At 65.9% G+C, this 22789-nt stretch carries 20 protein-coding genes; 15 read left to right on the top strand and 5 right to left on the bottom strand.

Annotation, left to right across the window (positions count from 1 at the left end):
• Positions 1-96 precede the first annotated feature (96 nt).
• Together ACT54L_RS08540 and ACT54L_RS08535 are read right to left on the bottom strand one after the other, a co-directional pair.
• Positions 97-765, bottom strand: a complete 669-nt coding sequence (locus ACT54L_RS08540; protein WP_476085113.1) for a response regulator transcription factor — start codon at positions 763-765, stop codon at positions 97-99.
• Between the two features lie 562 nt (positions 766-1327).
• Positions 1328-1711, bottom strand: coding sequence for a response regulator (locus ACT54L_RS08535; protein ID WP_209103961.1), 384 nt, complete (start codon positions 1709-1711; stop codon positions 1328-1330).
• A 183-nt stretch (positions 1712-1894) separates the two neighbouring features.
• Here ACT54L_RS08535 and ACT54L_RS08530 point away from each other — a divergent pair, with 183 nt between their 5' ends.
• Positions 1895-2617: a protein phosphatase CheZ gene (locus tag ACT54L_RS08530; RefSeq protein ID WP_476085112.1), complete on the top strand. Its 723-nt coding sequence runs from the start codon at positions 1895-1897 to the stop codon at positions 2615-2617.
• A 131-nt stretch (positions 2618-2748) separates the two neighbouring features.
• On the opposite strand, the gene ACT54L_RS08525 is transcribed toward ACT54L_RS08530, so the two are convergent.
• Positions 2749-3339 carry a CarD family transcriptional regulator gene (locus ACT54L_RS08525; protein WP_476085111.1) on the bottom strand — a complete coding sequence of 197 codons (591 nt, stop codon included), beginning with the start codon at positions 3337-3339 and terminating at the stop codon, positions 2749-2751.
• A 508-nt stretch (positions 3340-3847) separates the two neighbouring features.
• Between ACT54L_RS08525 and ahcY the strand changes: the two genes are divergently transcribed.
• The 3 genes from ahcY to ACT54L_RS08510 all read left to right on the top strand — a co-directional run bounded on the left by ahcY (position 3848) and on the right by ACT54L_RS08510 (position 8873).
• The gene (gene ahcY / locus ACT54L_RS08520) at positions 3848-5245 is read left to right on the top strand and encodes an adenosylhomocysteinase (RefSeq protein ID WP_476085110.1); all 1398 of its coding nucleotides are present in this window, start codon (positions 3848-3850) and stop codon (positions 5243-5245) included.
• 336 nt (positions 5246-5581) lie between these two features.
• A complete protein-coding gene (locus ACT54L_RS08515) occupies positions 5582-7468 on the top strand; it encodes a potassium transporter Kup (protein WP_476085109.1) in 1887 nt (628 codons plus the stop codon).
• Positions 7469-7841: 373 nt separating this feature from the next.
• Positions 7842-8873 carry a putative bifunctional lysylphosphatidylglycerol flippase/synthetase gene (locus tag ACT54L_RS08510; protein WP_476085108.1) on the top strand — a complete coding sequence of 344 codons (1032 nt, stop codon included), beginning with the start codon at positions 7842-7844 and terminating at the stop codon, positions 8871-8873.
• A 51-nt stretch (positions 8874-8924) separates the two neighbouring features.
• Here the strand turns inward: ACT54L_RS08510 and ACT54L_RS08505 are convergent, their stop codons facing one another.
• Positions 8925-9554, bottom strand: a complete 630-nt coding sequence (locus ACT54L_RS08505) for a hypothetical protein (RefSeq protein WP_476085107.1) — start codon at positions 9552-9554, stop codon at positions 8925-8927.
• Between the two features lie 250 nt (positions 9555-9804).
• Between ACT54L_RS08505 and ACT54L_RS08500 the strand changes: the two genes are divergently transcribed.
• The 8 genes from ACT54L_RS08500 to ACT54L_RS08465 all read left to right on the top strand — a co-directional run bounded on the left by ACT54L_RS08500 (position 9805) and on the right by ACT54L_RS08465 (position 18111).
• Positions 9805-11106, top strand: a complete 1302-nt coding sequence (locus ACT54L_RS08500; RefSeq protein ID WP_476085106.1) for an ATP-binding protein — start codon at positions 9805-9807, stop codon at positions 11104-11106.
• 123 nt (positions 11107-11229) lie between these two features.
• Positions 11230-12273 (top strand): phosphate ABC transporter substrate-binding protein PstS, encoded by a 1044-nt coding sequence (gene pstS, locus ACT54L_RS08495; RefSeq protein ID WP_476085105.1) that lies wholly within the window; start codon positions 11230-11232, stop codon positions 12271-12273.
• Between the two features lie 329 nt (positions 12274-12602).
• The gene (gene pstC / locus ACT54L_RS08490) at positions 12603-13580 is read left to right on the top strand and encodes a phosphate ABC transporter permease subunit PstC (protein WP_476085104.1); all 978 of its coding nucleotides are present in this window, start codon (positions 12603-12605) and stop codon (positions 13578-13580) included.
• Positions 13581-13598: 18 nt separating this feature from the next.
• Positions 13599-14432, top strand: a complete 834-nt coding sequence (gene pstA / locus ACT54L_RS08485; protein WP_476085103.1) for a phosphate ABC transporter permease PstA — start codon at positions 13599-13601, stop codon at positions 14430-14432.
• 154 nt (positions 14433-14586) lie between these two features.
• Positions 14587-15411, top strand: a complete 825-nt coding sequence (gene pstB, locus ACT54L_RS08480) for a phosphate ABC transporter ATP-binding protein PstB (RefSeq protein ID WP_476085102.1) — start codon at positions 14587-14589, stop codon at positions 15409-15411.
• Positions 15412-15430: 19 nt separating this feature from the next.
• Positions 15431-16159 carry a phosphate signaling complex protein PhoU gene (gene phoU / locus ACT54L_RS08475; RefSeq protein WP_476085100.1) on the top strand — a complete coding sequence of 243 codons (729 nt, stop codon included), beginning with the start codon at positions 15431-15433 and terminating at the stop codon, positions 16157-16159.
• 6 nt (positions 16160-16165) lie between these two features.
• Complete coding sequence (gene phoB / locus ACT54L_RS08470; protein WP_209103972.1) at positions 16166-16867, top strand: phosphate regulon transcriptional regulator PhoB; 702 nt, start codon at positions 16166-16168, stop codon at positions 16865-16867.
• Positions 16868-17139: 272 nt separating this feature from the next.
• Positions 17140-18111: a Bug family tripartite tricarboxylate transporter substrate binding protein gene (locus tag ACT54L_RS08465; protein WP_476085099.1), complete on the top strand. Its 972-nt coding sequence runs from the start codon at positions 17140-17142 to the stop codon at positions 18109-18111.
• Positions 18112-18347: 236 nt separating this feature from the next.
• Here the strand turns inward: ACT54L_RS08465 and ACT54L_RS08460 are convergent, their stop codons facing one another.
• Positions 18348-18878, bottom strand: a complete 531-nt coding sequence (locus tag ACT54L_RS08460) for a GcrA family cell cycle regulator (protein ID WP_476085098.1) — start codon at positions 18876-18878, stop codon at positions 18348-18350.
• 449 nt (positions 18879-19327) lie between these two features.
• Between ACT54L_RS08460 and ACT54L_RS08455 the strand changes: the two genes are divergently transcribed.
• From ACT54L_RS08455 to ACT54L_RS08445, 3 genes are all read left to right on the top strand, one after another.
• Positions 19328-20536 (top strand): acetylornithine transaminase, encoded by a 1209-nt coding sequence (locus ACT54L_RS08455; RefSeq protein WP_476085097.1) that lies wholly within the window; start codon positions 19328-19330, stop codon positions 20534-20536.
• Entirely contained in the window at positions 20533-21459 is a 927-nt protein-coding gene (argF, locus tag ACT54L_RS08450) for an ornithine carbamoyltransferase (protein ID WP_476085096.1), read from the top strand. Before ACT54L_RS08455 ends, argF begins: the two co-directional genes overlap by 4 nt.
• 311 nt (positions 21460-21770) lie before the next feature.
• Positions 21771-22769, top strand: a complete 999-nt coding sequence (locus ACT54L_RS08445; RefSeq protein ID WP_476085095.1) for an Hsp33 family molecular chaperone — start codon at positions 21771-21773, stop codon at positions 22767-22769.
• Positions 22770-22789 lie beyond the last annotated feature (20 nt).

Raw genomic sequence — 22789 nt, 5'->3', positions numbered from 1 at the left:
CCCCGTGCCGACCAAGACCTTGGCGATGCGGTAAAAAGAAAGAACCCCGCGGCGGCGGGGCGGCCGGCGCGGGGTCCAGTTGGGGTGGGAGGAGCCTCACCCGATGAACTGGTAGCCAAGATAGCGCTTGGCATCGATGACCTCGTGGCCGAGCTTCAGGCGCAGCTTCTTGCGCAGCTTGCTCATGTGGCCTTCGACCACGCTCTCATCCACGTCGTCATTGAAGATGCCGTAGATGGTGTTGAAGATCTGGGTCTTGGTGACCCGCCGCTTGGAGTTCTTAACGAGGTATTCGAGGATATGCCGCTCGCGGCGGGGGAGGGGCAGGGGCGCGCCGTCCACGGTGGGGTCGCGGCCATCGAAGAAGACCTGGAGGCGACCGCTGAGGGCGGGCCCGGTGGCGGAATTCAGGCGCCGCCACACGGCGTCAGCCCGGGCCACGATTTCCCGCACATGGACGGGCTTGCGCACCACGTCATCAATGCCGGCGGTGAAGAGTTCCAGGGTCTGGGACAGCGACTTGATGTCGGCCAGCGCAATGATGGGGGCCGGGCTGTGGGTGCGGATGATCTCCGCAAAAGCCGGGCGGGCGTCGAAATCACCGAGCAGAAAGCTCTCCACCGCGCCAATATCGGCTTCGGAGGCGGTGTTGATCCACTCGCGGAACTCGTCGTTGCTGAAAGATTGTGAGGAAAAGCCTTCACGCGCGAAGCTGGAGACATAGCTTTCAGCGACACTGGGCCGGTGATCGACGACAACATACATGTTCGGATCCCCCGTAGAGAAGTAGATCTTCCGGTTGGTGTCGAGCCTTGGGTCATTGATCTGGCGCTCAACCGATGGGTAAACAATTAGGTTTGTCGGCCGGCTCCCTCAAGTTGAAGTCGTTCGCGTTTGGATCGAACAATCCCTCCATTTTGACGGGGAAACCCCCTTCCGGGGGGAAGTTGGAGGGAACGTTCCCTTCAAATGGCGTGCGTAAGGTATTGAGGTGCCAGATTCCCGTGACGGCCGGCCGTTTCGGAGGAGTGTTGCCAGCGGATCTGGACCAATCCCGGCCCCAGCGGCAGGGGGCGGTGGGCCTGGCGCAAGCCCTCATCCGGGCGCTTTCGATCCAAGCTGGATGTCTGTGTCGGGCGAAAACGCCTTTTTTGCCAGAGACCTGGCGGAACGACGCGCCAGCGGGACGCCCATATGCGCCAACCCGCCGGGCCGGGGCCGGGCGGGTCAGGGCGGCAAGCCGCGCGCTTGGAGCGCAACTTTTCAGTGTCGGGGGGGCCGGGGCCCGTGGCGGCGCCGCATCGTGACGCGGCGCGGCCGATGGCGATCAGGCCTCGAACACCGTGTCGATCTTGCCCTTGAGCGTCTGGGCGTTGAACGGCTTCACGATATAATTGCTCACGCCGGCCTTCTTGGCGGCGATCACGTTTTCCGACTTGGCCTCGGCGGTCACCATGATGAAGGGGATCTCGCCGAGATCCGCATCGTCCCGCACGCGCTTCAAGAGCTCGTAGCCGGTCATGGGCTCCATATTCCAGTCGGAGATCACCAGGCCGTAGCGCCGCTCCTTGAGCTTTGCCAGGGCCTCGGTTCCGTCCGCGGCCTCGTCAACATCATCGAAGCCGATCTGCTTCAAGAGGTTCCGGATGATGCGGACCATGGTTTTGTAATCGTCCACCACAAGGACCGGCATCGACAAATCAACCGCCATGGCTCACTCCGTCAGCGGGGCGCAGGGATAAGTATTTCCGGCAGAGAGATCGCCGGTATGACGCTTGCTTTGTAGTCTATCTTAGCTTGCGCGGAGCTTGCGGGGGTGTTTTCGGAGGTCTTTCGGCAAAAGGCGGTTCGATTTATAGAATAGTGACGGCGAAGCAGAAGGCAGGAGGAGTCCATGATGGCCAGCCGGCGACCCTTCAGGATTGAGGCAACGGCGGCGGCCCGATCCGCTGCCCCCGCCGCCACCGGTGCTCCTGCGGGCATCGAAGTGGTGGCGGTCGAAGACCCGAATTTCGGCCGCGTGCTGCAGGAACTGGCGGAGATCCGCTCGGAGATCGCAAAGTTCAACCAGCGTGACCCCGAAGCGGATCGCGAGCGCGACCGCAACGTGCTCTGGGCGGGCATCGAGACCATTCAGGACGCCATCCGCAACACCAAGACGGAAATCGCCAGTCTCCATTCGGAAGGCACGCGCGGCGAGAAGCTGTTCCGCGCCACCGACGAACTGGACGCGGTGGTCTATGACACCGAGGAGGCCACCGAGGCCATCCTGTCCTGCGCCGAGGCCATCGATTCGTCGGTCAATGCCTTGCTGGGCCGTCTGTCCGGCGATGATCTGAGCATCGCGGAAGAAATCCAGGGCAATGTCATCAAGACGTTCGAGGCCTGCAACTTCCAGGACATTACCGGCCAGCGCATCCGCAAGGTGGTCAAGCTGCTCGTCTTCATCGAGCAGCGCGTGCAGCGCATGACCGAGATCTGGGGCGGCGCCGAAGTGGTGGCCCAGGAAGCCGGCATCATCGCCCGGGAAGGCGACGAGGCGCTGCTGAACGGCCCCGCGTTGGCCGATGACGAGAATGTGGTCTCCCAGGACGACATCGACAGCCTGTTCGCGTGAACGCGTGCCGGCGCGGCCTTCGGGTCGCGCATCCGGCGCGGGCGCGCGTCCATATCCGCGTGTGCATACGAAAAAGGCCCGGGCGTCTCCGCCCGGGCCTTTTCCTTCGGGAACGAGGGCTGACGGGCGGATCAGGCCGCTTCGTCGGCTTCCAGGTCGGCGTCCAGATCGGCGTCCGCATCCTCCGCCTTGGCGGCACCGCGGCGCGGGCCCTTCTGGAGGTGCTGCTCGATCAGCTTGATGGATTCGGTCTCGGTGAGGTTCTGCACGGCCGACAGCTCGCGGGCCATCCGGTCGAGGGCGGCTTCGTAAAGCTGACGCTCGGAATAGGACTGCTCGGGCTGGGCGTCGGAGCGATACAGGTCGCGCACCACCTCGGAAATGGCGATCAGATCGCCGGAATTGATCTTGGCTTCATATTCCTGGGCACGACGGCTCCACATGGTGCGCTTGACGCGGGCGCGACCCTTGAGGGTGTCGAGCGCCTTGGCCACCACGGGGCCTTCGGAAAGCTTGCGCATGCCAACGGTGGCAATCTTGGGTACCGGAACCCGGAGAGTCATCTTGTCCTTCTCGAACGAGATGACGAACAGTTCGAGCTTGAAGCCGGCCACTTCCTGTTCTTCGATGGCCATGATACGACCGACGCCGTGCGAGGGGTACACGATATGCTCGCCCGTCTTGAAACCAAGGCGGACCTGGGCAGTCTTCTTTGTCGACATGCTCTTGACCACTCCTGATCCGGCCCGGAGGCCGGATCGTGCTGGCGCGCGTCCGCCCGCGTCCGGTATTATCCGGGCGGTGCTGCACCTTTTCGCTGGCGACTGGGTTTCGGCCGGAACGCCCGACAACCCGCTCATTATCAGTCGATGGCCACTACTGTTCAGCCGCATCCATGCCGAGCCGGTGGCCGGATGCCCAAATTCTCGCCCCTATGTTCCCGAGAATGCGCCAATGTACAGGCACGGTGCGGATGGTTCAGGAAGCAAACGACTGTATCGCCTTGTATAGCACAAAAACGGCCTGAATCAAAGCCTTGCTCTTTTCACGCCGGCCCAGCGGGCGCAAGGCTCGCATGCGAGTGGTGCAAGTCGCGGACTCCGCGCTGCTTTTCAACGATATAAGCATTTGTTTATATCTTGATTGCGATGTCCGGGCGGCCATGGTAAATCGCCCGTCGGATGGGGTGGCGCAACCCGGGCGCCCGCAATCCCGGACGGAGTGAAGCTCATGAGTGCCGATTACGTGGTCAAGGATATCAGTCTCGCCGATTGGGGCCGCAAGGAACTGGACATCGCCGAGATCGAGATGCCCGGCCTGATGGCCACCCGCGCGGAATACGGCCCGTCCCAGCCGCTGAAGGGCGCCCGCATCGCCGGCTCGCTGCACATGACCATCCAGACGGGTGTGCTGATCGAGACCCTGAAGGCGCTGGGCGCCGACGTGCGCTGGGCCTCCTGCAACATTTATTCGACCCAGGATCACGCCGCCGCCGCCATCGCTGCCGCTGGTACCCCCGTCTTCGCCGTGAAGGGCGAGACCCTCGAGGAGTACTGGGAATACACCCACCGCATCTTCGAGTGGGCGGATGGCGGCACCCCCAACATGATCCTGGACGACGGCGGCGACGCCACCCTCCTCGTGCATCTGGGCCTGCGCGCCGAGCAGGGCGACACCGCCTTCCTCGACGGCGCCACCAATGAGGAAGAGGAAGTCCTCTTCGCCGCCATCAAGCGCCGCCTGAAGCATAAGCATGGCTGGTACACCCAGCTGGCCAAGAACATCCGCGGCGTGACCGAAGAGACCACCACGGGCGTGCATCGTCTCTACGAGATGCAGAAGAAGGGCACGCTCCTGTGGCCCGCCATCAACGTCAATGACAGCGTCACCAAGTCCAAGTTCGACAACCTCTATGGTTGCCGCGAGAGCCTGGTGGACGGCATCCGCCGCGGCACGGACGTGATGATGGCCGGCAAGGTGGCCATGGTCGCCGGCTTCGGCGACGTGGGCAAGGGCTCGGCCGCTTCCCTGCGCAACGCCGGCTGCCGCGTGATCGTGTCCGAGGTGGACCCCATCTGCGCGCTCCAGGCCGCCATGGAAGGCTATGAGGTCACCACCATGGAAGAGGCGGCGCCCCGCGCCGACATCTTCGTGACCGCCACCGGCAATGTGGACGTCATCACGGTCGATCACATGCGGGCCATGAAGGACCGCGCCATCGTCTGCAACATCGGCCACTTCGACAGCGAGATCCAGGTCGCCGCGCTGAAGAACTTCAAGTGGCACAATGTGAAGCCGCAGGTGGACGAGGTCGAGTTCCCCGACCACAAGCGCATCATCCTGCTGTCCGAAGGCCGCCTTGTGAACCTCGGCAATGCCACCGGCCACCCCAGCTTCGTCATGTCCGCGTCCTTCACCAACCAGACGCTGGCGCAGATCGAGCTGTGGACCAAGCCCGGCCATTACGAGAAGAAGGTCTACACCCTGCCCAAGCACCTTGATGAGAAGGTCGCGTCTCTCCACCTGGAGAAGATCGGCGTCAAGCTGACGCGCCTGACCGACGAGCAGTCCGCTTATATCGGCGTGGCGCAGACCGGTCCGTTCAAGCCCGAGCAGTATCGCTACTGATCGCAAGCGCTCGTTCGGCTTTTCACCCCGGCGCGGTCTCCGCGCCGGGGTTTTTTGTCGCCGGGCGGCCGGGGCGTGCGCCCCCGCATCTGGTCATTGTCACGCAACGCAAACGGGGCTAGGTGTGAGACATGCGCGACGCTGGGTTCGTGGCGCGGCTGGGGGGCGGTCTTGGACGTGTTCTTCGACGGGTTCGATGATGCGCACGCGTGCTCCCACCGCCCGCACGGGCCAATCCTGCGTAGAGAACGGCGCGGTGTGAGACGGTGCAGGGCTTCCGCGGCGGGGCGCTGCGTGCCCCGGCCGGTCAACCGGTGATTCTCTGGGCTTTGTGACATGCGCTCGAGCGTCATCCGAGACCGCAAACGCATCCTGCCCTTCGCCGCCGAAATCGGGGCGCTTGGCGTCGTGTTCGGCGACATCGGCACCAGCCCCCTTTATGCCCTCAAGCAGGGCGTGCTGGCGGTGGGCGGTGTCAACTTCCTGGCCAGCGATGTGCTGGGCCTGCTCTCCCTCATCACCTGGTCCATCATCCTGTCGGTGACGATCAAATATGTGATGCTGGTGCTGCGGGCGGACAATGACGGCGAGGGCGGCATTCTCGCGCTCGTCACCCTGCTGGACCTGCATCGCAGCGCCATCGGCATCAGATGGTATCTCCTGGCGGCCGGTCTCCTGGGTGCGGCCATGCTCATCGGCGATGGCGTGCTGACGCCGGCCATGTCCGTGCTGTCCGCCATCGAGGGCCTGGGAGTCATCTCGCCCCGCATGCACGAATGGGTGTTGCCGCTGACGGTCCTCGTTCTGGCCGGCGTCTTCATCTCGCAGCGGGCTGGCACGGAGCGCATCGCCGCCTTCTACGGCCCCTTGATGCTGCTGTGGTTCGGCTCCCTGGCGGTGCTCGGCATCTATGGCATCCTGCGGGCGCCGCAGGTGCTGGCGGGGCTCGATCCCCGCCACGGCATCCGCCTTGTGATCGACCACAGCGCCTTGTCGGGCGTCATCATCGGCGCCTGCTTTCTGGCCATTACCGGCGGCGAGGCGCTTTATGCCGATCTTGGCCATTTCGGCCGGCGGGTGATCGCACGCGCCTGGCTGACGGTGGCCATGCCTGCGCTGCTGCTGAATTATTTCGGCCAGGGCGCGATGCTTCTGACCGACCCGACCGCGGTCAACAATCCCTTCTACATCCTGTGCCCGGACCCGCTGGTTATCCCGCTGCTCCTGCTGGCCACGGCCGCCACGGTCATCGCCTCCCAATCCATCATCACCGGCGTGTTCTCGCTGGCCAAGCAGGCCATCGAGCTTGGCTACCTGCCGCCCATGCGCATGCGCTACACCAGCGAGCACAATGAGCAGCACATTTATGTGGGCCGGCTCAATTTCCTGCTGATGATCTCCTGCATCGCGGTGGTGCTCGGTTTCGGCTCCTCCGACAGCCTGGCCTCGGCCTATGGCATCGCTGTCGCCTTCGCCATGGTGACCACCTCCATCCTCTTCATCGCCCAGGTGAACCGCTCCTGGAAGTGGCCGAAGCCGGCGGTGATCGCCCTCGGCGTCTGGCTGCTGACCATCGACATGGCGTTTGCGGTGGCCAATCTGTCCAAGCTGCACGATGGCGGCTGGCTGCCTTTGACCATTGCCGGCCTGGTTATCCTCGTCATGGTTTCCTGGCGCCGGGGGCTTGAGGCGGTGGTGGCGCAGCAGGTGCGCTTCACCGAGCCGCTGGACAGTTTCGTGGCCCGCAAGGACCGCGCCCAGGATGGCCTGAGCCCGCGGACCGCCATCTTCCTCTCGCGCGCGGGGGCGATGACGCCGGTGGCGCTCTCGCGCATGGCCGATGTGATGCGCATTCGCTTCGATCGGGCCGTCATCGTGTCGGTGTGGATCGCCTCCCGGCCGCGCGTCTCGGTGGAGGATCGCGTCAAGGTGACCTTGCTGGATGGCGGCTTCGTGCGGGTGGACCTGCGCTTTGGCTACATGCAGCAGATCGACGTGCCCTCGGTGCTGGGCCCCGCCCTCAGCGCGCGGGGGATCGATCCCGACGAATCCATCTATGTGATCGGTCACGAGCGCATCATTCCACCGGATGAGGTCGTGCGCCCGCGCGACGTGATCGCCCACATCTTTGCCTTCCTGGCGCGCAATGCGGAGCGCTCGGTCGACCGGTTCGGCCTGCCGCGCAACCGCACCATGGAGCTGGGCTACCCGGTCAAGATGTAGGTGCCTGCCGGTGCCAGTTTGAAGAGACGGATCGATCCGCTTTGGATCTGGCTGCCTTGGGATGGCCGCGTTGCGGGCCTAGAGCGTCAAGAGAGGGCGATTTGCCGCCGCCGCGAAGCGCATAGGGCTTCCGTGCCGGTCAAGCGTCCTCAAAGATGAGCGCTCCCATGGGATGCGGACCCTGCCTCAGGCGGTCTGCTTCACACCAGGGGCACACCTTATGCCTTTGGTGACCTGTTTCGGCAGGTTGGCAGGCGAGGTGGGAAGCGAAGTGGCAGACGACAGGCTCCCCAACGTCAAGGGACATTCAAAAGCGCCCGCAAACATGCTTGTTTGCGCGGGGCGTCGGCGGGGCCGAGGGGGATGGTGAGCGATGATACGTAACAAAGTGTGGCCGTTCCTGCGCGACAAGGTCGGGCTGCACGGACTCGGCTTCGTGGTGAGCCTCGCCATCATCGCGTTCGCGGTCGTCGTGCTCTATCGCATGCTGCACGACCTGAAGTTCGACCAGGTGCTGGAGGCCTTGCGCAACAAGGACCCGCTGCATGTGCTGGCGGCCTTCGTGCTGGTGGCGCTCGCCTATCTCACCTTGACCTTCTATGATTTTTTCGCCCTGCGCACCATCGGCCGCAAGCATGTGCCCTATCGGGTGGCGGCGCTGGCCGGCTTCTGCTCCTATTCGGTGGGGCACAATGTGGGCTTCACGGTGCTCACCGGCGGCTCGGTGCGCTATCGCATCTATTCCGCCTGGGGGCTGACGGCCATTGATGTGGCCAAGATCTGCTTCGTGGCGGGCCTCACCTTCTGGCTGGGCAATATCGCGGTGCTGGGCCTCGGCATCACCCTGCACCCCGACGCCGCCACGGCGGTGGACCAGTTGCCGCCCTTCGTGAACCGCCTCATCGGTGTGGGCGCGCTCTCGGTGCTGGTGGGTTATGTGGTGTGGGTGTCCGTGGCGCCGCGCAAGATCGGCAAGTCCGACTGGTACGTCACCTTGCCGGCCGGCTCCACCACCCTGGTGCAGATTGGTATCGGCATCCTCGACCTCAGCTTGTGTGCCGCCGCCATGTACATGCTGATGCCCGCGAGCCCCTATATCGATCCCATCTCGCTGGCGGTGATCTTCGTGACCGCCACGCTGTTGGGCTTTGCCAGCCATGCGCCCGGAGGGCTCGGCGTGTTCGACGCGGCGCTGCTGGTGGCTCTGCCGCAATTCGACAAGGAAGAGATGGTGGGGGCGCTCCTGCTGTTCCGCCTCTTCTATTATATCGTGCCCTTCGCCTTCTCCCTGCTGCTGCTGGGGTCGCGCGAACTGACCATTTCCCTGCGCCGGCGGCGCGCGGCCAAGGAGGGCGAGCTGGCGCCCGCTCTGCCCGACGTGCCGCGCAAGGACGCGGCGGAGTAGGCGGGGACAGGCCCGGGCGGCGCGCCGCCGCCCGGAAGATGCGTCAGCCGCTCAGCGCTTCAGGCCACCCAGGCCCTGGATCAGGCCGGGCAGCATATTGGCCGCGCCCGGCGGCACCTTCACCATCTGGGTGCCCGGCGGCAGGCGGAACAGTGAGGGGTCCTGCGGCCCCCGGGCGAGGCTTGTGACCTCATAGGCGCGCTGCGTCTTGCCTTTGACCTCCACATCGGTGCTCAGCACGATGCCGTCGGCGGTGATGCAGGAGATCACCGGCGTCGTGACGGTCTTGGAGGTGGTGACCTTCCAAAGGTCGCAGGGCTCGCCGATCACCTGGCTGGTGCCGATGCGGGTGCCGTCGCCGCTGACCACGGCGGTGCGATAATCGTCGGGCAGCTCGGCCTCCATGGCCATCTTCGGCATGTCGGGCAGAAGCATCACCATCTTGGCGCGCTTCATGTCGACGATGCCCGCCACCGTGGCGGGCAGGCGCGGGCCGTTGATGACCACGCGCATCTTGTCGCCGCTGTGCCAGAGCTCGACCACCGCGTCGTCCTTGGCCTTGGCCTTCAAGGCGAAGTCGGTGGAGGGGAGGGGAACCGGCTCCGCCAGCGCGGCCCCGAGGGCGCAGGTGGAGAGGAGGGATCCGGCGATCAGCGATCGAAGCGAGCGATGAACCTGCATGAGCCATCCTTAGATCGGGCTGCCGCCCGCGGGAAGGGAGAATGAGCGGAGCGATCGCACCCCGCAGTGGGCGGGCCGCCACTGCGCCTTCATGGCATGCCGTTGCGGCGGTTTGGCGACCTCTGTCTTATTGTGTTCGTGAAAGCGTTCCACCATATCGAAATTGAGCGACCGGCGGCCTCTGGGACCCGGCGAAGGGGTGGGCGTCGACGGCGGTGGGGCCGGGTGCGCCACGGAGGAGACTTGTCCCGTGTGGCCGCGTATTGTTTTCGCAACCTTTGTGCTGCTCGTATCCCTGGCCATCGGGGTCCTGGTGGACCCTCTGCTGGGCGTTGCGGCGTTCGGGTTGCTGGTGATCGGCATGGCGGGGGGGCAGTGGGTACTTCCGACGCCCATGCCGCTGCCGGCCGTCGCGCCCGCCGAACCGGTGGAGCCCGCGCGGCCCGGGCGGCGCGTCACATCACAGATGGGGGCTCTGGTCGCCGCCTTGCCGGAGCCGGCCCTGCTGCTCACCACGGAAGGCGACATTCTCACCGCCAACGAACGGGTGGCGCTGGCCATCGGACCGGCGCGGGTGGGAGACCCCCTGTCCTTCGTGGTGCGCGTGCCGGAGGTTCTTGAGGCCGTTCGGGAATGCGCGCTGGACGGCATTCCGCGCCGGGTGGAGTTCGGGGAGCGGATCCCGCTCGACCGGTGGCTGGAGGCCCATGTGGTTCCGGTGCGCCTGGACCCGGACGCAGCGGATCGCGAAGGCGGCAAGGGGCGGGCGCCCGACGCCGTGCTCCTGGCCTTCCGCGATCTGACCCAGCAGCGTCGTGTGGAGCAGATGCGCGCCGACTTCGTCGCCAATGCAAGCCACGAACTGCGCACCCCCCTGGCCTCGCTCTCGGGCTTCATCGAAACCTTGCAGGGGCCGGCGCGCAACGATGCGGCGGCGCGCGAGCGCTTCCTCGGCATCATGTCCGCACAGGCGCGGCGCATGTCGCGGCTCATCGACGACCTCCTGTCCCTGTCTCGCATCGAGCTGAACGCCCATGTGCGGCCCGACACGCCCATGGAGGTGGGCAGCCTGATGGGTCATGTGTGCGAAACACTGAGCCCGCTGGCACGGGAGCGCGGCGTCGAGCTGGTGGTGCAGCGGTCTGGCGGTCCCTTCATGGTGCTCGGCGACCGGGACGAGCTGATCCGCCTGTTTGAGAATCTGGTGGAGAATGCCCTCAAATATGGCGCCTCCGGGAAGCGCATTGAGGTCAGCCTCACCGCCGAGAGCGAAGGCAAAAGCGAGGCGGTGGTGATCGCCGTGCGGGACTATGGCCCGGGCATTGCGGCTGAGGATTTGCCGCGCCTGACCGAGCGCTTTTACCGGGCGGACGTGGCTGCCAGCCGGGAACAGGGGGGCACCGGGCTTGGCCTTGCCATCGTCAAGCATATCGTGGCCCGCCACCGGGGCCGCCTCCTCATCGACAGCCGGCCCGGCGAGGGCGCCTTGTTTACAGTGCGCATGGAGCGAATCGCGGAACGGGAGAAAATCTCTTCCTCATCAAGGGGTTGAAACGTCATTAAGGTGTCATTCCTCAGTCATAGAACGGTGGCGCCACGCCGTTAGAAGGTCGAAGCCCCGCGTCTCTCGCGGCTTTTGGCCTTGGGCGACTTGGGAATGGCAAGGAGATACCCCGTGAAACACGTCACCGCTTTTGGCGCGGCGCTTGCGCTCGCCGGATCCCTGTTCGCTGGCAGCGCGTTTGCCGTCGACTTCAATGGCGCCGGCGCGTCATTTCCGGCTCCTGTCTACCAGTCTTGGGGAGCCAAGTTTAAGGAGAAGACCGGCAACGGTCTGAACTACCAGTCCATCGGCTCCGGTGGTGGCGTGAACCAGATCACCAACCGCACCGTCGACTTCGGCGCCTCCGACGCGCCCGTGGCGAGCGACAAGCTGGCCGCTGCCAACCTGCTGCAGTTCCCCACCGTGATCGGCTCCGTGGTCGCCACCGTCAATCTGGACGGCGTCGGCACCGAGACCCTCAAGCTGACCGGCCCCGTGCTGGCCAACATCTATCTCGGCAAGATCACCAAGTGGGACGACAAGGCCATTGCGTCCCTCAATCCCGAGCTGAAGCTGCCCTCCACCGCGATCGTCCCGGTCTATCGCTCTGACGCGTCCGGCACGACCTTCATCTTCACCTCCTATCTCTCCGACGTCAGCCCGGAGTGGAAGTCCCAGGTGGGTGCTGCCACCTCGGTGCAGTGGCCGGTCGGCGCTGGCGCCAAGGGCAATGAGGGCGTCACCGCCAACGTGAAGAACGTGAAGGGCGGCATCGGCTACGTGGAGTTCATCTACGCGGCCTCCAACAGCCTCAACGTGACCCAGCTCGAGAACAAGGCCGGCAAGTTCGTCAAGCCGTCCGAGAAGGCCTTCGAGGAAGCCGCCGCCGCCGCCGACTGGGCGAACGCCAAGGACTTCGCCGCCTCCATGATCAACACCGCCGGCGAAGCCGCCTGGCCGATCGTGAGCGCCACCTACATCCTGCTGCCGAAGAACCCCACCAATGTGGATGCCTCCCGCACCACCATGCAGTTCTTCGACTGGGCCTACGGCAAGGAAGGCCGCGAGATCGCTGAGAAGCTGCACTACATCCCGCTCCCGGAAGCCGTGGTCAGCAAGATCAAGGACGCCTGGAAGTCGGAAGTGAAGACTGCGGACGGCAAGCCCGTCCTCTGATCCCCACGGATCGATCCCGCCGTGCTCCTGCGCGGCGGGACCTGCAGACCGATCCGGGCGCTGGCGCCCGGACCTTGTGATGCCGGGACCACCGGTCCCGGAGGAACCGACAAAACCCTTGCCGCCTGAAGCCAGGACGCGTGCCGCGGAGCGTGCGGAGCCGATGGCCAGGCCTGGCGAGACACCAGGGACACGGCGCGTCCTCCCCCGTGACGGGTTGAGGCCGTGTCCCCTGGCAAGACGATGTTCGGCCGTGCGCGACCGGTTCGCGCGGAACACTTGAGAGCCACGCAGCCGGCGTGGCGGGCGCTACTGGGGATGAGCGGGCAATGGACGCAACGATCGAACAGGTAAAGGCGGGGGCGCTCACGCCCATCGACAAGGCGAAGCCGCGCGGCGCGCTGGCGGATGCGGTTTTCGTCGGCATCCTCTGGGCGTGCGGCATGCTTGTGCTGCTGCTGCTGGGGCTGATCATCGCCCAGCTCTTCAAGGGTGGCCTGCCCGCCCTTCAGGCCTTCGGCCTTGACTTCATCTGGAGCGCCAACTGGAACCCGGTGACCCAGAAGTTCGGCGCGCTGGTCATGATCTATGGCACGCTGCTGAGCGCGGTGATCGCCGTGGTGGTGGCGCTGCCCTTGTCCTTCGGCATCGCCTTCTTCCTCACCGAGATCGCGCCGCAGAGCCTCAAGCGCCCCATCGGCGTGGCGGTCCAGCTGCTGGCGGCGGTGCCCTCCATCATCTACGGCATGTGGGGCTTCTTCGTCATTGTCCCACTGATCGGCGCCTATGTGCAGCCGCCGCTCATCGAGTGGCTTGGCCCGATCCCGGTCCTCGGCGCGCTCTTCCAGGGGCCTCCGCTCGGCTCGGGCATGCTCACCGCCGGCCTGATCCTGGCGATCATGATCGTGCCCTTCATCACCGCCATGTTCGTGGAGACGCTGGAATCCGTGCCGCCCATGCTCAAGGAATCCGCCTACGGCGTCGGCTGCACCACCTATGAAGTCTATAAGAACGTCTCCGTCCCCTATGGCCGCACCGCCATGGTGGGCGCGGTGATGCTGGGTCTTGGCCGCGCCCTGGGCGAGACCATGGCCGTCACCTTCGTCATCGGCAATGCGACCCGACTGTCGGCCTCGTTGTTTGCGCCGGGCGCCACCATCGCCTCCACCATCGCGAACGAGTTTCCCGAAGCCGCCAACGGCTCGCTGAAGCTGACCTCCCTGCTTCAGCTGGGATTCATCCTGTTCGTGATCTCCTTCATCGTTCTCGCCGTGTCGCGCGCCCTCGTGCGCTCGCGCCTCGACTGATCCGGGAGGCTCTCCATCATGGCATCGCTTGCCGCCCGTCGCGCCAAGGACAATGTGGTCAAGGCCATTTCCGTCGGATTTGCCGCCTTCGCCATCTTCCTTCTGGCCTGGATTCTCTGGACGCTGATCTCCAAGGGCCTGCCGGCTCTGGGGACCAATGTCTTCACCCGCATCACCATGCCGCCCGGCCAGAACGGCGGCCTCTTGAACGCTATCGTCGGATCGCTGATCCAGGTGGCGGTGGCGCTCGCCATTGGCGGACCCATCGGCATCTTCGCCGGCACCTTCCTGGCGGAGAACGGCAAGGGCACCAAGATCGCCTCTGCCACCCGCTTCGTGAACGACATTCTCCTGTCGGCGCCGTCTATCCTGGTGGGCCTGTTCATCTATCAGCTCCTGGTGGTGCCGTTCGGCGGCTTCTCCGGCTGGGCCGGCTCCATTGCGCTCGCCATCCTGGTGATCCCGGTGGTGGTGCGCACCACCGAGGACATGCTGAACCTGGTGCCGGTGGGCCTGCGCGAGGCGGCCTTCGCTCTCGGGGCGCCCCAGTGGAAGGTGGTCATGATGGTGACCTGGCGCGCCGCGCGGGCCGGCATCGTCACCGGCATCCTGCTGGCCATCGCCCGCGCGGCGGGCGAGACGGCGCCGCTGCTTTTCACCTCGCTGGGCAACAATTCCTGGTCGCTGGACATGTCCAAGCCCATGGCCAGCCTGCCCATCGCCATCTACCAATATGCCGGCAGCCCGTTCGATGACTGGGTCGCGCTGGCCTGGGCGGGGGCGCTGCTGATCACCGTGGGCGTGCTGTTGCTGAACATCGCCTCCCGGTTCTTCCTGGCCCGCACCAAGTAAGGCGCCCGGACCCCCTTTCCCGGATCGCCGCGCGCGATCCAGCCGGGCGCGAGGCCCGGCCCTAAGACACACCCAGCCGGGCCATGGGGCCCGGCACTCAGTGATCCAAAGCCGGGCCGACGCAGCCGGCGCTCAGAGATCCAAGAGGCCGCACATGACTTCCGCCGTGGACCCCAATTTCAACATCGCCGCTTCCGTCTCCGCCAAGCCCGACGCCCTGGCGGCGCCCACCAAGATCAAGGTGGACAAGCTGAATTTCTATTACGGGCAGAACCATGCCCTGAAGAACATCAACTTCGACATCCCCGAGAAGCGCGTGACGGCCATGATCGGCCCGTCGGGCTGCGGCAAGTCCACGCTGCTGCGTGTCTTCAACCGCATGTATGACCTTTATCCCGGCCAGCGCGCCGAGGGTCAGGTGCTGTTCGACGGCGTCAATGTGGTCGGCAAGGAGCTGGACCCCACCATCGTGCGCACCCGCATCGGCATGGTGTTCCAGAAGCCCACGCCCTTCCCCATGTCCATCTATGACAACATCGCCTTCGGCGTGCGCCTGCACGAGCGGCTGAACAAGTCGCAGATGGACGATCGCGTCGAGAGCTGCCTGCGCAAGGCGGCCATCTGGGACGAGACCAAGGATCGCCTGCACACCTCGGCGCTCGGCATGTCCGGCGGCCAGCAGCAGCGCCTGTGCATCGCCCGCACCATCGCGGTGCAGCCCGAGGTCATCCTGCTGGACGAGCCCACCTCTGCGCTCGACCCCATCTCCACCTCGAAGATCGAAGACCTGATCGACGAGCTGAAGCAGGACTTCACCATCGTCATCGTGACGCACAATATGCAACAGGCGGCCCGCTGCGCGGACATCACCGCCTTCTTCTATCTGGGCGAACTGGTGGAGGTCGGCCCGTCCGACGTGATCTTCACCAATCCGCGGCAGATCAAGACGCGTGACTATATCACCGGCCGCTTCGGCTGAGCCTGCAGGGGTGAACACGATGCCCGAGCATATCGTATCGGCCTTCGACGCCGAACTGAAAGAGATCGGCCGCAAGGTGGTCGAAATGGGCGGCCAGGCCGAGCGTCTGGTGGCGGATTCCGTCAATGCCCTCATCCGCCGCGACACCGCGTCGGGGCAGAAGGTCATCCTGCTCGACGCCAGTGTCGATCACATGCAGCGCGAGATCGAGGAAAAGGTCATCCTCGTCATCGCCAAGCGTCAGCCGGTGGCCACCGACCTGCGCGAGCTGGTGGCGGCCATCCGCATCGCCTCGGACCTGGAGCGCATCGGCGACCTCGCCAAGAACGTGGGCAAGCGCGTCCTGGCCATCGAGGGCGAGTACCACCCGCAGAAGCTGGTGCGCGGCGTGGAGCACATGTCCGACCTGGTGCTCGAGCAGCTGAAGGAGGTGCTCGACGCCTATGCCGGCAAGGATGAGGCCAAGGCCATCGAGGTGTGGGGCCGCGACAGCGTTGTCGACACCATGTACACCTCGCTGTTCCGCGAGCTGCTCACCTATATGATGGAAGATCCGCGCAACATCTCGGTGTGCACGCATCTTCTGTTCTGCGCCAAGAACATCGAGCGCATCGGCGACCACGCCACCAACGTGGCGGAGACCGTCTATTACATGGTCACCGGACAGATGCTCTCCGACGAGCGTCCCAAGGCCGACCGCTCCAGCGAGACCGCCGTTACCTTCCCGGGTCACAGCCTTCAGGGATGATCCTCCGTGCCCGCGCGTATCTTGATTATCGAGGACGAAGAACCGCTTAGCCTGCTGCTTCGGTACAATCTGGAGTCGGAAGGCTATGCGGTGGACAATGTGGGGCGCGGCGACGAGGCGGAGACCCGCCTGAGAGAGGCGGTTCCCGACCTCGTCATCCTGGACTGGATGCTGCCGGGCCTGTCCGGCATCGAGCTGTGCCGGCGCCTGCGCACGCGGGCGGAGACCGAGCGCCTCCCCGTCATCATGCTCACCGCGCGCGGCGAGGAGACGGAACGGGTGCGCGGGCTTGCCACCGGGGCGGACGACTATGTGGTCAAGCCCTTCTCGGTGCCGGAACTGCTCGCCCGCGTGCGGGCGCTGCTGCGGCGGGCCAAGCCCGAGCATGTGGCGACCTTGCTGCGGGCGGGGGACATTGAGCTCGACCGCGAAACGCATCGGGTGCACCGGGCGGGCCGTGAGATTCATCTCGGCCCCACCGAGTTCCGGTTGCTGGAATTCCTGATGCAGAGCCCCGGCCGAGTGTTCTCGCGGGAACAGTTGTTGGACGGCGTGTGGGGGCAGGACGTCTATATCGACGAGCGCACCGTCGACGTCCATGTGGGACGGCTGCGCAAGGCGATCAATCGCGGCCGCCAGATGGACCCGATCCGCACCGTGCGCGGCGCGGGCTATTCCTTCAATGAGATGTTCGCGCGCTCCCATTGAGGCGCCAACGGATCCAAGGCCCGGCCGGCGGATGATCTCCGCCGGCCGGGCCCTTCTTTTTTCAACGCCCGGAAGAGGCCGACAGGCGAGGGTGCGCCTTAACCTAAAGTCATGTGCGGAGGGTATCCAGGTGCAGAATTCGCGCCGCGCATGGCCTTTGCCTCGCCGCGCAATTCGTCCAATATCCGCTCCACCCTTGTGTCCCGTGGTCCAGGGGGAGGGGAAGGCGGTGCGGCGCAGCCGTACCGGAACGCACAAGAGGAGAGCGCCTGATGAAACGCCTGCTTGCAGTCCTCGCTTTGGCCACGGCCGCCTTCACGGGCACCGCCATGGCGCAGGAGGACTTCCCCAACCGGCCCATCCGCATGGTGGTGCCCTTCGCCGCCGGCGGTTCCACCGACATCGTCGCCCGCATCGTGGCGGCCAAGATGGGTGAGATCCTCAAGCAGCCCGTGGTGGTGGAAAACCGGGCCGGTGCGGGCGGCAATGCCGGCGCCGCCGCCGTCGCCAAGGCGCCGCCGGATGGTTACACCATCCTCATGGGCACGGTGGCGACCCACGCCATCAACCCCGCGCTCTACACCAAGATGCCCTATGACCCGGTGAAGGACTTCGCGCCGGTCTCCCTGCTGGTGAACGTGCCGAACGTGGTGGTGGTCCACCCTTCGCTCAACGTGAAGACCACGGCCGAACTGATCGCGCTGCTGAAGGCCAACCCGGACAAGTATGAATATGCCTCGTCCGGCGTCGGCACGCCTCTCCACCTCTCCGGGGCCCTGTTCGAGAGCATGGCGGGCGTGAAGATGGTCCATGTCCCCTACAAGGGCGCGGGCCCGGCCAAGGTGGACCTGCTGTCCGGCCAGGTGAAGATCATGTTCGACAATCTGCCCTCGTCCATCGGCGCCATCCGCAAGGGCGACGTGGTGGGCATTGCCGTCACCACCAAGGATCGCTCGCCCGCCGCTCCTGACCTGCCGACCGTCTCGGAATCCGGCTTGCCAGGCTATGAGACCTATTCCTGGAACGCCATCTTCGCGCCGGCGGGCACCCCCACGGCCATCATCGACAAGCTGGCCAAGGCCTGCATCGAGGCGGTGGCGGACCCGGCGGTGAAGGCCAAGCTCGCCGATCTCAGCGCGGTCTCGGTGGGCTCGACCCCGGCCGAGCTGGATGCCCATGTGAAGGCGGAGCTGGCCAAGTGGACCCCGGTGGTGAAGGCCTCCGGTGCCTCTATCAACGAGTAAGCACCAGGACACGCAGCTTGTCCCGACGCCCGGCCGATGCGCCGGGCGTTTTCGTTTGGAGGGGCGGCTGCTGGAGCGCGGTGCGCGCGGCGTGAACGAAAACGGCCGGCGCTCCGCATGGGAGGCCGGCCGTTTTCGTTCATCTTAGAGCGCTTCAGCTTTTCAGCGTTTCATCGAAACGCCAAACCGCTTCGCGCGGAACTGCGCTCGGGCGCGGGTGCACCCGCGCACGGGCCTCACAGATAGGCGAGGCGCCGGTCACGCCGGCGATCTTGAACCGGCTGATAGGCCAGGCGCGCATGGGTGGTGCAATAGGGCAGGCCGGTCACGCTGCGGCCGCCGCAGAAATAAAAGCCTTCCGTCCCCGGCTCGCCGATGGGCCAGCGGCAGGTGGCTTCTGTCAGGTTCATGATGGTGCAGCGCTGCGACATGGACACCACATTGTCCGCCACCACGGGGGCCGGGGCAGGTGCGGGCTCGAACTCTTCCTCGGGCAACTGCGCGAGGGCCGTGTTGCCGTGGGTGGCCGGGCGCTGGGGCGCACTGGCGGGGCGCTGCTGCGGGGCCGGCGTCTCAGGACGCGACGCCTTGCGCGGTCGCGCGGGCGCGGCGACGCTCTTGGTGCGGCCGGACAGGCCGAGGCGGTGCACCTTGCCGATGACCGCATTGCGGGTGATCCCGCCCAATTCGCTTGCAATCTGGCTCGCGGAGAGGCCTTCGCTCCAGAGCTTTTTCAAGAGTTCGACGCGCTCGTCGTTCCAGCTCATCGTTCTCCTCCAAGAGACGTGCGCACGGCAAAAGCCCGCACCCGTCCCCACTTTTAAGATGGACCCAGAGTTCCCGGATCAGGCCGGCTCAGCCGGATCCGACTCCGTTCCCGCCGCATTTCGCCGACTCCGACATCGATCCCGAAAACGCGCTTTCGCACGCGGGAGCCGAGTTGCCCGACACCACTTGGAAAGTGTCGCACGACATGTCGTAGTCGACGGTTGGAAGGCTACAATATGCGGAGACTCTCGCCCAGTGCGAGATTGAGTCGCCGGCCTGTTTTCCCCAAGTCCTTACAATCCCGTTAACGGCGCAGCATGGTTGACCTCGCGCGCGCGATCATTAGAATCCCCGCCGTCGGGCCGTCCTCAAGCGGGGCGGCCTTTGGCATTTCTGACCACCTATGTGGCCACGATCGTGTGGCCCGCCAACCCCTTGGGAGGGGTCCGTGATTACCCCCGTTCTGCCGACCTATGCGCGTATCGACCTCGAATTCGAGCGGGGAGAGGGCTGCTGGCTCGTCACGACGGACGGGCGACGTTATCTCGATTTCACGGCTGGCATCGCAGTCAACGTGCTCGGGCACGCTCATCCCCATCTGGTGGAGGCCCTGCGGGAGCAGGCCGGCAAGCTCTGGCACACCTCCAACCTGTTCCGCATCGCGGGCGGGGAGAAGCTCGCCAACCGCCTGACGCAGGCGACCTTCGCCGACACCATGTTCTTCACCAATTCCGGTGCGGAAGCGCTGGAGTGCGCCATCAAGATGGCGCGCCGCTACCAGTTCGTGAACGGCGCGCCGGAGCGCAATCGCCTCATCACCTTCGAGGGCGCCTTCCACGGACGCACGCTGGCGACCATCGCCGCCGGTGGGAATGCCAAGTATCTGGAAGGCTTTGCGCCCGAGATGCCCGGCTTCGACCAGGTGCCGTTCGGTGACATCGAGGCGGTGAAGGCGGCCATCGGCCCGCACACGGCCGGCATTCTGCTGGAGCCCATCCAGGGCGAGGGCGGCGTGCGCGTGCCGCCCGCCACCTTCCTGCGGCAACTGCGCGAGCTGTGCGACGACCATGGCCTGCTGCTGGTGCTTGACGAGGTGCAATCCGGCGTCGGCCGCACCGGCCGGCTCTTCGCCCACGAGGGAAGCGGCATCACGCCCGACATCATGGCGGTGGCCAAGGGTATTGGCGGCGGCTTCCCCATGGGGGCATGCCTTGCCACCGAGGAGGCGGCCAAGGGTATGACGCTTGGTACCCACGGGTCCACCTATGGCGGCAATCCGCTCGCCATGTCGGTGGGCAATGCGGTGCTGGACATCGTGCTGGCCGACGGCTTCCTCGACCATGTGCGCACCGTGGGCGGCCGCCTGAAACAGCGCCTCGCCGAGGTGATGGACCGGCATCCCCGGGTCATCGCCGAAGTGCGTGGCGAAGGCCTGCTGCTGGGCCTGCGCGCCCAGGGGCCCGCGGCGGACCTCGTGCTGGCCCTGCGCGAGGAGGGCCTTCTGGCGCCTGGCGCCGGAGACAATGTGGTGCGCCTGCTGCCGCCCTTGGTGGTCAGCGAGGAGGAGGTCGGCATCGCCTGCGACAAGATCGAGGCGGCGTGCCGGCGGATCGAGGACGGTCTCAACATGGCCGCGGTGAAGGGAGCGGCCGAATGAGTGCCAATGGTGTGCGTCACTTTCTCGATCTGGCCGAAATTCCCGCCGAGGAGTTGCGGCGTGTGATCGAGATGTCGAAGGACCTGAAGGCGCGCAAGAAGGCGGGCGAGCTCGACAAGCCGCTGGCCGGTAAGGCGCTGGCCATGGTGTTCGACAAGCCGTCCACCCGCACCCGAGTCTCCTTCGATCTCGCCATGCGCCAGTTGGGAGGCGAGACCATCATGCTGACCGGCGCCGAGATGCAGCTCGGGCGCGGCGAGACCATCGCCGACACCGCCCGCGTGCTCTCGCGCTTCGTCGACGCCATCATGATCCGCATTCTCAGCCATGAGGATCTGGTGGAGCTGGCGGAGAATGCCACGGTGCCGGTCATCAACGGCCTCACCCGCATCTCCCATCCCTGCCAGGTGATGGCGGATGTGCTCACCTTCGAGGAACACCGGGGCACCATCGCCGGCGCCAAAGTGGCCTGGACGGGGGATTCCAACAATGTGCTGGCCTCCTGGGTGCACGCCGCCCAGCGCTTCGACTTCACGCTGAATGTGGCCACCCCGAAGGAGCTTTCGCCCCACAAGGCGCTGACGGAATTCGTCAAGCGCACCAAGGCGAAGGTGTCTTTCACCCACGACGCCGAGGCTGCGGTGGAGGGGGCCGACTGCGTCGTCACGGACACCTGGGTGTCCATGGGCGACAAGGAAAGCGAGAAGCGGCACAACATGTTGAAGCCCTATCAGGTGAACCGCCGCCTGATGTCGCGGGCCGCCTCCGACGCCATCTTCATGCACTGCCTGCCCGCCCATCGCGGGGAGGAAGTGACCAGCGAGGTGATGGACGGCCCGCAGTCGGTGGTGTTCGACGAGGCGGAAAACCGCCTGCATGCGCAGAAGGGCATCCTGGCCTGGTGCTTCCAGGCCGGCGCCTGAGCGAAGGTGACGTTCCCTGCGCCGGCCTCGTGCCGGCGCAGGGCTGAACAAGGAGTGTCCAGAGGCCCCCGCGGGTGGCGCGCCAGCGCCTGCTGCCTTGGGCCCTGCCGCTCGGTTCGATTCCATTCCTGTGGTGCGGTTGCCTTGATCCTCGCCCGCGCGCGGGTCCGGGCCTGGTGATGCCGCGTTCCTGATCGCGCCCGGCACCGCTGGCGCTTGCGCGGACCCCGCAAGATCGTCCAAGAGGACGGCACGACGCCCGATCATCTTCAGCGCCGGCCTCGCCCGCGCGTGACCGAAAGGGAGGCACCATGGCTTCCGAAGACCGACCGACCGACACGCTCCCCCGCCAGGACGATGCCGTCCTGCCGTTCCAGGTGGATGCCCTCGACATTCGCGGCCGCACCGTGCGCCTCGGCACCGTGCTCGACGGGGTGCTGGCACATCACCAGTATCCGCCGGCCGTCAAGCGGCTCATCGGCGAGGCGGTGGCGCTCACCGTCCTGCTGGGCACGTCGCTGAAATTCGAGGGCCGCTTCATTCTCCAGACCAAGACCGACGGTCCGGTGGACATGGTGGTGGTGGACTTCGTCGCCCCCGACAAGGTGCGCGCCTATGCCCGCTTCGATGCGGAAGCGGTGGCGGAGGCCGAGCGGGGCAACCGCGCCGATCCGTCGACCCTTCTGGGACGTGGACATCTGGCCATGACCATCGACCAGGGCCTGTCCACCAATCGCTACCAGGGTGTGGTGGCGCTGGAAGGGGAGGGGCTGGAAGCGGCCGCCCATCAGTATTTCCAGCAGTCCGAGCAGATCCCCACCCGCGTGCGCCTCGCGGTGGGCGAGGAGATGCGGCCGGGCGGCGAGCCTTCCTCTTGGCGGGCGGGCGGGCTCCTCGCCCAGTTCCTCCCCGCCGAGGCCGGCCGCGCCCGGCAGGCGGATTTCCCCCCCGGCGACGCCCCCGAAGGGGTCGAGCTGCACGAGGTGCCGGACGACGATGCCTGGGCGGAAGCTCAGTCCCTCGTCGCGACGCTTGAGGATGTGGAGCTCATCGACAGCGACCTGTCCAGCGAGCGCCTGCTCTATCGCCTCTTCCATGAACGGGGCGTGCGCGTGTTCGATGCGGTGCCGGTCCAGGCCCATTGCTCCTGCACCCGCGAGCGGGTGGCCGGGGTCCTGGCGAGCTTTGATCGCGACGAGCGGCGGGAGATGATCCAGGACGACGGCACGGTGGGCGTCACCTGCGAATTCTGCGGGCGCACCTACAGCTTCTCGGCCCAGGAAGTGCTCGACGGCCAGTCCGACGCCTGAAGGAGCGGCGGGCGTCCCCC

It is taken from the genome of Aquabacter sp. DMC10, from assembly GCF_056314145.1.
Note: the sequence above shows the minus strand (reverse complement) of the source record. Positions and strands in the feature narration are given on the sequence as shown.

Coding starts and splice junctions, on each gene's coding strand:
- ACT54L_RS08540 (WP_476085113.1), bottom strand. CDS start 765: ATGTATGTTGTCGTCGATCACCGGCCCAGTGTCGCTGAAAGCTATGTC.
- ACT54L_RS08535 (WP_209103961.1), bottom strand. CDS start 1,711: ATGGCGGTTGATTTGTCGATGCCGGTCCTTGTGGTGGACGATTACAAA.
- ACT54L_RS08530 (WP_476085112.1), top strand. CDS start 1,895: ATGATGGCCAGCCGGCGACCCTTCAGGATTGAGGCAACGGCGGCGGCC.
- ACT54L_RS08525 (WP_476085111.1), bottom strand. CDS start 3,339: ATGTCGACAAAGAAGACTGCCCAGGTCCGCCTTGGTTTCAAGACGGGC.
- ahcY (WP_476085110.1), top strand. CDS start 3,848: ATGAGTGCCGATTACGTGGTCAAGGATATCAGTCTCGCCGATTGGGGC.
- ACT54L_RS08515 (WP_476085109.1), top strand. CDS start 5,582: ATGCGCTCGAGCGTCATCCGAGACCGCAAACGCATCCTGCCCTTCGCC.
- ACT54L_RS08510 (WP_476085108.1), top strand. CDS start 7,842: ATGATACGTAACAAAGTGTGGCCGTTCCTGCGCGACAAGGTCGGGCTG.
- ACT54L_RS08505 (WP_476085107.1), bottom strand. CDS start 9,554: ATGCAGGTTCATCGCTCGCTTCGATCGCTGATCGCCGGATCCCTCCTC.
- pstC (WP_476085104.1), top strand. CDS start 12,603: ATGGACGCAACGATCGAACAGGTAAAGGCGGGGGCGCTCACGCCCATC.
- pstA (WP_476085103.1), top strand. CDS start 13,599: ATGGCATCGCTTGCCGCCCGTCGCGCCAAGGACAATGTGGTCAAGGCC.
- pstB (WP_476085102.1), top strand. CDS start 14,587: ATGACTTCCGCCGTGGACCCCAATTTCAACATCGCCGCTTCCGTCTCC.
- phoU (WP_476085100.1), top strand. CDS start 15,431: ATGCCCGAGCATATCGTATCGGCCTTCGACGCCGAACTGAAAGAGATC.
- ACT54L_RS08465 (WP_476085099.1), top strand. CDS start 17,140: ATGAAACGCCTGCTTGCAGTCCTCGCTTTGGCCACGGCCGCCTTCACG.
- ACT54L_RS08460 (WP_476085098.1), bottom strand. CDS start 18,878: ATGAGCTGGAACGACGAGCGCGTCGAACTCTTGAAAAAGCTCTGGAGC.
- argF (WP_476085096.1), top strand. CDS start 20,533: ATGAGTGCCAATGGTGTGCGTCACTTTCTCGATCTGGCCGAAATTCCC.
- ACT54L_RS08445 (WP_476085095.1), top strand. CDS start 21,771: ATGGCTTCCGAAGACCGACCGACCGACACGCTCCCCCGCCAGGACGAT.